Genomic DNA, 8,954 nt, shown 5'->3' with positions numbered 1-8,954 from the left:
GTGATATACTTATCCAAATCGGTATTCCACTCTGCTAAATGCTCGATAAATACCTCATCCGTTACACCTATTCTGTTCTTAATATCTTCAAATTGGGGCAATATGTCTGAGAGCAATAATTTATAGCCAAGTTTATGATTTACCATGTATTGTAGTGTTTCATTTAATAGCGGTATATTCCATCCCACACTATTTACTAATAAGTCTCCATGATCCACATAATAGTCCATGAGTTCTGCAACATATTTTATATCTCCACCCTCTATTAAGGAAACGGAATGACCATGTGCCAATTGCATGGCGACTAAATCGTAATATCCAGACTCTTTAATGTTTCGGCCATCAGTTTCTAATTCAGAATGCAACTGATTTATGTAGGTTGAATCTAACGTTACAGGTAAAGGTCTTTCTTCGTCAGATGCCAATAAACGATAGGTTGTAAATATAGCCCCTATATTATCTTTATTTACATTCTGTTCATCAATGCAATTCGTGATCGCTTGCAAAAGCGTTGGAAACGTATAGGTAGAATTATCTTTTAACGTTTTTACAATATCTGCATGGTCGAAATTATCGGGTAGTAAGTTTGCCAAATAATTATCGAGCGCCTCCGAATTTGTTGCTACTTGATAATATTTATATGCTTTAGTTGTCGCGTTATCCCGATAGGCAGCATCTGTTGCATTTGCAGCTTGAATATAATCGATAAATGTATTTGGCTTGACTGTTTTTGCTTCAATCAATGACGTAAAATCGCACGCCAACTTATTTTGCGCAATAAACCTGTCTATTGCATCTAACGTTTTGAAATAGTCGCCGCCATTGAAGTCATTGAACCGAACTATCTTCTTATATAATTGAGCAATCACATGGTTTTGGCTTTCCGTGTCTAAATGCAACAGCAGTTCTTGGTATTCGACAGGGAACACCTGCTTCTCTATGGATTCTTTTAATTTCAATTGTGCTATTCTTTGCCATACACGCAGAATAACATCGCTCTTTCGAGTTAATTTATGCAAACAATGTATAATCTTATCGATAAGCGCATTGTCCATACATTGTATAACTTCTTCTAATACAGTGTCAAATTGTTTATTAGTCTCTGCATATTGATTTATGTCGTGGTCTTCTTCTCCGTTGATGCAGCCTTCAATATATTTTTTCAATGGAATTTGTCGAGCATCTTCAACATCGACACCATATACCAAAGCTGCAATTTCGCGTTGTGTTTGCAGATCATTGTTAATTATTGTTTGAATGCCATTCAGATAGTCGCCGGACAATATTTGTTCTACTGGATTTGCCAGAATATCCGTCTTCTTCAAACAGAACAATGCTATGTTTATCATCAAAATTTCGTTACACCACTCTTGTTTAAGAGCGACCATCTCATTGATATATGATATAATTTCCCTAACATTGGCATTAGGATTTACCAATCTGAATATCCGATTTATAGTTTCTTTCGCTTCATTTTCTGTTTCTCCAAATGCTTCAACAAACAGTTTGTTGAATATACTTCGATAGTCGGTAATAACAGGAGGAGCAACACGATAAACAATAGGGAAAGTTTTATTGATAAAATACTTGGTCAGTTGTTTCGTTTGTTCGTCGGTCTCATCTCCGAATGCACAAGCTAAATGTGTTTCATCGAAAGGAATAACAGCCCAAACATTTTCAAAACCGCTATCGGCGAAGAACGTATGGATAGAAGACCATAATTCTTTTACTTTTTCAGCGGGGAGACGATCCATGTTGTCAAAAACAAGGACTAATTTACGTTGTCCTTTTTCCTTGATAAAATCAGAAATGTCTTGCATCCATGTTTTGAACTCGTAAACCGTTGGTTCGTCTTCGCTCAAAGTCTCATAGCAAACGTCCTTTTCGACTTTATCTTGATAAATAGCTAACATATAACTCCATCCATATTTATGATCTTTGCTATATGCCCATTTCCAAACGCACAATGCAATAAGAACTGGCAGTGCAGCTATGATAATAGACAATAAAGAAAACCACCATGTTGTGGGTGTAGGTTTTACTGCATACGCAATAAATGTAAATATCGGAGTTAAAACTGCAACCAAAAATGCCGCAACCATACCATTACTGATAAGGGGATATTTTTCGGTTACGGTCTCCGTTTTACGGGCTAATAAATATTTCAGCTTTTCAGACCATGATACGGTTTTCGTACCTCCACCTTTGACTTTTATTGTTGCATTTCCAGATAGGATACCATCATCAATAAGTTTGCTTGTAAGCAATTCCAATATAGAGCGGCGTTGCAAGTCCTCTTGATGTCCCCATGCGTCATACTCAAAAAAGTAATAGTCGTCTGATAATTCACGTTCCAACATTTTAACCACGTTGGATTTTCCAGATCCCCAAATACCTTCGATGCCGATAATTCGAGGTAAAGTACATTCCTCATCCAATGAATCATTCTGACAAAAATGGCGAGCAATAGTTTTTGCCAACCTTTCTTGCGAACCTCCATCGAATTTGTCAATACCACACGGTTTATTTTGGATAAACCGCGGATATTGCTGTTTGGATTGTAGTTTTGTTTCCATATACGTAATTTATTGATTATACGAACTCCAAATAATTCTCCCGATTTACCACATGAAACTCGGCATAGGGATAGGCTTCTTGGAAGGCTTTCGGTGCGGCCGGCATTTTATTTCCCCACTTGAACTCCAAGGCGGTAAGACTGTCGGCACTCTCCTCAATCAGGTCGATTTCCTGTTTGTCGTAGGTGCGCCAGAAATAGAACTCCCTGTGCAGTCCCTCATTGAAGTTCGCTTTGCGCCGCTCTCCGATGATGTAGTTCTCCCACAGCGCACCGACATCCTGCCGAATGGCCAGCGGTGAGAAAGCCCCGATAATGGCATTGCGAATGCCGTTGTCGTAGAAGTACCACTTGCCAGCTTTTGTAACCTCCTTGCGTAGGTTACGCGAATAAGCCCCCAGACGATAGATAACGAAGACCTTTTCCAATAGGTCGAGGTATTTTTCAACGGTCGTCTTGCTCATGCCGAGTTGTTTACCTAACTCTTCGTAAGAAACTTCGCTGCCCAACTGAAAAGCTATCAATCGCAGTAGATCGCGCATCTTGCTCGAATTTTTTAAGCCGTCAATTGCTAAGATATCTTTAAGCAGGTATGCACCGACAATATCACGTAGGTAGTCTGTTTTACGTTCATAGTTCTCCATCATTACTACTTCGGGATAGGAACCGTAAATCAAGCGCGCTTCGAGGTTCTGGCGGGTTTCAAGTGCCGTTTCCGTCTGTGCGATTTCCCGTTGCGAGAATGGTGTAAGGAGAAATTGCGTACTGCGGCCGACCAACGGTTCACCAGTCTTATTCAGCAAATCGAATGACGAAGAACCACTTGCCAAGACACTTATTCCCGGTATTTCATCAACTATCAACTTCAGAATACTACCGATTTGTGGTATGTTCTGTGCCTCATCAATAGCCAGCAAATCAATACCATCCAATAAATGCCGATAATTGGCTATTGAGCGATTCTCCAATAGTGCTAATGTGTCGTAGTCTTCGCCGTTGAGCATCATCGTCCTACCTGAATAGTTGTCCACAATTTTACGCATCATTACCGTTTTACCAACACGGCGAGCACCAAAAATCAGTACTGCTTTATTGGGCGCGATTCGTGCTGTAATCTTCTCTTGAAGTATTCTATTTACTGTTTCCATACCTTATAAAATATAATGCAAAGATAATCATATTTTTTTAATTGGCGAATTTTACAAAAAAAACGGGCTATTAAATGGCGATTTTTACAACCACAATCTTATGGAAGTTGTTTCATTGTTTTTAGTAATGATATATGTTCATACTATGATGACTCAATAATTTACCAGACATACGTTTCTGAAATTTGTCCTTATAGGAATGAAAAACTCACATATATTGTGCTAATTAATATATAATTAAATGAAAATAAAAAGACAGGATACGAGTATTCCTGTCTTCTCATATGTAATGGATATTTTTTTATTTTCTCATCCGCTCCAACTCCTCATCACGCAACATTCTCTCGTTCAGTTTTTCCTGCATCCTGTCAATGAAATAGGTGCGGCTTTCGTTCTTCCGGCGTTTGATATCAGTGTAGAAGCGGTAGCAGTCTTTAGAATCAACCCCGAATATCTTATAGAGAAGTGGGGCGAGCTGTTTGAGCGGCATATTGCCGTTGTTGATGCAGCCCATCACGTCTATGCCGTAGATAAGTTCCACGAGGTCGATGGCATTGCCCGTCCATTGAAGAAGGCTGGCGGTGGTTTCTGTTGCGTTGTTGGCGGATATTAGTGGTGGCACTTGGGGCGTGGCAAGGAATTTCTGCATCTTTCTTACGAAAGACAGAGCCTTGCTGACGTAGGCGGCAATCTCTCTTTTTTCTTCTGACAGATTACGTACGGGATGGTGCTGCAACTCGATTTCGATGTAGGCAAGCGCGATGACGGTAAGGTTCATGTCCATGCCGCCGTTGCACAGTTCGATCACTTGGGTGGCGAAAGCCGTGTATGCCGTTTCCATATTGCAGTCGCCGGCTTCGTTTATCAGGCGGAAAAAGTCGGTTTCCGCCAGCAAGAAATAATTCATGGTTCTGTCAATTTTGAAAATTACACTTTGTTTTCTGCGTGCGCACATGAATATAATTGGCAAAAAACGCGGCAGAAAATAAAAAATCCAACACTCAATTTTACAAAGTGCTGGATTTCAGAGGTATAAAATTCAGTATTTTTTCACAAGGACAAATTATCTCCGACTTAAATTGTTTGTAATCGGAACATTTATTCTATTCCTGAAAATAGAAATGTATGCTTGCCGCACATTTTGGCTATCTTGCTTTTTTATCAAGGATATAGATAATGCGACATACACCGTTGGGATAGCTTTTCAAAGAGGAAAGCGTCCAGTGTTGCTCTGGCAGAGCCGACTTAAAAAAATGTCGTCCGCTTCCGGATATGAAAGGAACGGTGTATAGTATGATTTCATCCACAGCGTGCATCCGCAGCAGTCCGTTTATATAGTCTGCCGTGTCCGGTGTGGCTTCCGCGAGGTAACGGATGTTTGTGCAGTCTTTTCTCCATTCGTGCAGCATTGAAATGGAATAGTCCGGTGTCACACGGTAAAAGGCTTTCTTCCTGATTTCATCAAGACCGCAACGGTCAAGGCACAAATCCTGATGTGCTTTATCATATAACTCTGAAGAAAGACATCCGTCCATCGTCAGTACGGCGAGAATCTGAACTTTACCCATAATCGTTTCCTTTCGTTAGGCAAGGGTAAAAAAGTAGCGTGCAATTCACACTACCTTCAAGCGATGGCTCTGGTAAAGCCTTTACGGAGAGTACGTGAATGCACGCTATGCGTAAGCATAGCATAAGCATCACGCAATCGTCTCCGTAGTTCCAATTTACCAGATTTTCGCTTGAAACGCCTTGCGGTCTTATCCTATATGTTGGCGGCGAAAAGCTCCTGCCAATCGCCGTTTTTCTCAAATGTTATGCAAAGATAGCCAAATTCAGTGAATTACGGGCTATGATTGCTTGAATTTATATTTAAGTCCATACTCTTCAAGTTTGCTGTATAGTGTTGTCCTGCCTATGCCGAGCAGTTCTGCGGCGACACTCCGGTTGCCGTTTGCCTGTTTCAACGCACGCAATATCCGCTCCTTATCCTCCGCGTCATTGCGCAAGGCGAAGCTGACAGTAGAGGTCGGTTTCGTCACGGCAAGTTCCAGATGCTCTTTCATGACAACACCTTCCTGCGCCTGCAATACAGCACCCATAACTTTCTGCCGAAGTTCCCGCACGTTGCCCGGCCATGCGTGTGTCAGCAACGCTTTACGTGCTTCGGAACTGAACCCGCTCACGCTACACTCCAGCTCTCTGTTTGCCATATCACGGAAGAACTCTGCCAGCGGCATAATGTCTTCTTGACAGTCACGCAACGGAGGAACGGTTATCCCGAAGTCGTGCAGGCGGTACAGAAGATCCTGCCGAAAACGCTTTTCATTCACCGATACCTCCAAATCTTCATTGGTAGCAGCGATGATGCGGACATTGAAATTCCGGTCTGCCTTGTCTCCGACCGGGCGATACCGCCTCTCCTGTATGGCACGGAGCAACATCTGTTGGGTTTCCAACGCGAGGTTTCCTACCTCGTCCAGAAACAACGTGCCGCCTTCCGCCTCATGGAAATATCCTTTCTTGGCATTGTCCGCACCTGTAAATGCACCTTTGACGTGTCCGAAGAAAGCCGACGGTGCAAGCTCTTTGGAGAGTGAACCGCAGTCCACCGCCACAAATGGCTTGCCTGCACGTTTGCTCTTGTCATGCAACAGGTGGGCAATATGCTCCTTGCCCGTGCCGTTCTCACCAAATATCATCACGCTCATATCGGTGGCGGCTACCAGCCTTATGCGGTGCATGATTTTCTGAAAGGCGGAACCTTCACGGGCGAATATAGGCATACGGCGTTGTCCTGCCTGACGTTCTTTCAGTATGGAACGGATCAGGGGGACAAGTTTATCCTCCACAAGCTGTTTGGGAATATAGTCTATCGAGCCGAGTTTCATGCTTTCCACGGCGGTATTAACTTCGGCGTAGTCGGTCATAATGATGAAGGGCTGCATCTTTCCCTCCTTTCGCATCCAGCACAAAAGGTCTATGCCACTGCCGTCAGGCAGACGCAGGTCGGCAACCACGATATCATTATCTGTTGCCTGTTGCAGATGTTTCTTCGCGGTTGAGAGGTGGTAAGCCTTCATATTGCGGTAGCCCTCCCGTGACAGCATATTGCAGACATATTCGCAATACACGATGTTGTCTTCCACCACAATTATTTTTGTCTTATTCATCTTCGTATTTTCTCCTTTCCTCTTCTGCCAACCGTATTATTTCCACTCCCTTATCCAGCACGGCAGTCACGGCATGGCTTAACGCTTCACCATCCGGGAGAGCATCGCCACGAAGCAATCCGTAAAGTACATTCAGCGGTTGGTCGGCACGGAGCACCTCCCACGAACTGCGCAGGTGGTGGATCAGGGAATCCAGCTTTTGCAGGTCTTTTTCTTTTGCTGCATCCCGTACCGCCTGCATTTCCTTTTCTGTTTCAGTTATCAACTTTTCCAGCATGACGGCTTCATTGCCATAGGACAATAAGGCGGAAAAGTCCGGTTTCCCGTCCGGTGTCGCTTTTATGGCACACCTGTCGGAAACCTCCATCAGTTCCGATATGGAGAACGGTTTGAACAGGCATCCGGCAAAGCCTTTTGCCAATAGTTCCCCTTTGTTACAACTGCCCGAAGCGGTTGCCACAACCACCGGGATTGTTGGTGAATTGCCCACGTTGGACGAACGCAACAGTTCCAGCAATTCGAAACCGTTTATATCGGGCATATTCAAGTCTGTCAGCAACAGGCTGTATTCTTTCTGGCGTATCATTTCCATCAGTGCCGCAGCATCGGTGCAAGTGTCGCAGTGTATTCCTTCTTGGGAATACATCTCTTTCAGCATCAGAAGTAATACCTCATCATTGTCAATGGCGACAACATCATGGAATTTATTGTTATGATAAACAGGTGTATTGCTTGTATATCCAAGCTGTTCTTCAGCTTCCTGCATAGAAATTTCAACTGTGAAACGACTGCCTTTCCCTTTCTTGCTGTCTAAACGGATTGTTCCGCCAAGCATCGACACAATATTACGCATTATGGCAAGCCCAAGCCCGAAACCCTCCTTTGCGGCGGCATTTGATAGACGTTCAAACGCACCGAACGCTTGTTTCTGTTCCTCTTCTGTCATGCCTGTACCTGTATCTTCAACGACCAGTGTCAGAACTCCATTATCATATTCAGTAATCAAAGAAACACCGCCTTCTTCTGTGAACTTGACAGCGTTTGACAGCAGGTTATTCCCGATTTGTATTATTCGCTCTTTGTCGGTCAATACAATGGCATCGTGTCCAGTCTTCACGGACAAGGACAGCCCTTTGTTCACGGCAACAGGCATGAACTCCGTTTCAAGTGTGTGCGTGATTGCTGAAATCCGGCAGGGTGACAGACGGGGCTGTTCCTTGCCGTTGTCCAGGCGGAAGAAGTCAAGCAAAGTGTTAAGCATATCCCGCATACGGTCGGAGGATTGCAGTATGTTTTGGATATACTGCCCGGACTTATCCTCACACTGTTCTTTCCGTATCAGTCCGGCATAGCCTGTTATTGCTGTCAGCGGTGTGCGCAGTTCATGGGTGATAGTATGTACCGCCTTCTTCCTTGACGTTATCAGTGCCTCGTTCCGTTGTACGGATTGTTCCAGTTGCCTTATCAAATCAGTTGTCTTGTGCTTGTATTGTTTAATGCTTTTTGCATCACGATGTATGATGATGTAGGAAATTAACAACAATAGAAGAACGAATCCCATTAAACCGCCTACTTGCATAAATGACTTTTCACGCATGGCAACTATTTCGTTTTCCCGGCTTTGCAGTTCGGTTTGTACCTTTTCTTCTATTTGGCAAATCAATTCTTGCAGTTGTCTGTTAAGTTCTGCATTACGAGCTGCAAGGCTGTCGGCTTGTTCCGACAATTGGCGATCCTGCACTTTCTGTTCGCTGATTACGTTTCTATTGACCGAATGAAGGATAGTGGTTGATACTGCTGGAGTTACTTCCTTTTTTTTGCCGAATATGCCTAAGAAACCTTTTCGTTTTGGCTTTTTGGACTGTTCCTGCACACTTTTCTGTACAATAACCGGAATTTGATTGGCTATCTTCTTGTTAATAGATTGTTGTTCATCCATTAACCGGACTATCTGGAACATCTGTCGTTCCTTATCCTCTAAAAGACTGCGCACACTATCGATGCGCTCTGCTGGATAGGTGGCCTTGAAACGGCAGAGCATACTGTCCATTGCCATACGCC

General features: G+C 43.4%; 6 protein-coding genes. All 6 read right to left on the bottom strand.

What is annotated here, in order from left to right; all coding sequences use genetic code 11:
* Positions 1 to 2,576 (bottom strand): P-loop NTPase fold protein (locus AB5542_RS20450; protein ID WP_368243403.1); only part of this gene is annotated, 2,576 nt, incomplete at its 3' end.
* Between the two features lie 16 nt (positions 2,577 to 2,592).
* Entirely contained in the window at positions 2,593 to 3,723 is a 1,131-nt protein-coding gene (locus tag AB5542_RS20445) for an ATP-binding protein (RefSeq protein ID WP_004291480.1), read from the bottom strand.
* Positions 3,724 to 4,024: 301 nt separating this feature from the next.
* Complete coding sequence (locus tag AB5542_RS20440) at positions 4,025 to 4,630, bottom strand: RteC domain-containing protein (RefSeq protein ID WP_004304269.1); 606 nt, start codon at positions 4,628 to 4,630, stop codon at positions 4,025 to 4,027.
* A gap of 238 nt (positions 4,631 to 4,868) precedes the next feature.
* Entirely contained in the window at positions 4,869 to 5,291 is a 423-nt protein-coding gene (locus tag AB5542_RS20435; protein WP_004291474.1) for a dihydrofolate reductase family protein, read from the bottom strand.
* A gap of 279 nt (positions 5,292 to 5,570) precedes the next feature.
* Positions 5,571 to 6,893 carry a sigma-54-dependent transcriptional regulator gene (locus AB5542_RS20430; RefSeq protein WP_004291471.1) on the bottom strand — a complete coding sequence of 441 codons (1,323 nt, stop codon included), beginning with the start codon at positions 6,891 to 6,893 and terminating at the stop codon, positions 5,571 to 5,573.
* Positions 6,886 to 8,954, bottom strand: a 2,069-nt coding sequence (locus AB5542_RS20425) for an ATP-binding protein (protein ID WP_368243402.1), incomplete at its 5' end; no start/stop codon positions are given. The genes AB5542_RS20430 and AB5542_RS20425, both read right to left, overlap by 8 nt.

The sequence above is a fragment of the Butyricimonas sp. RTP31003st1_G1_RTP31003_210430 genome (genome assembly GCF_040920905.1).
Lineage (GTDB): Bacteria > Bacteroidota > Bacteroidia > Bacteroidales > Marinifilaceae > Butyricimonas > Butyricimonas paravirosa.
Note: the sequence above shows the minus strand (reverse complement) of the source record. Positions and strands in the feature narration are given on the sequence as shown.

Excerpts from the sequence above, each read along its gene's own strand:
- AB5542_RS20445 (WP_004291480.1), bottom strand. The coding sequence starts at position 3,723 with ATGGAAACAGTAAATAGAATACTTCAAGAGAAGATTACAGCACGAATC.
- AB5542_RS20435 (WP_004291474.1), bottom strand. The coding sequence starts at position 5,291 with ATGGGTAAAGTTCAGATTCTCGCCGTACTGACGATGGACGGATGTCTT.
- AB5542_RS20440 (WP_004304269.1), bottom strand. The coding sequence starts at position 4,630 with ATGAATTATTTCTTGCTGGCGGAAACCGACTTTTTCCGCCTGATAAAC.
- AB5542_RS20430 (WP_004291471.1), bottom strand. The coding sequence starts at position 6,893 with ATGAATAAGACAAAAATAATTGTGGTGGAAGACAACATCGTGTATTGC.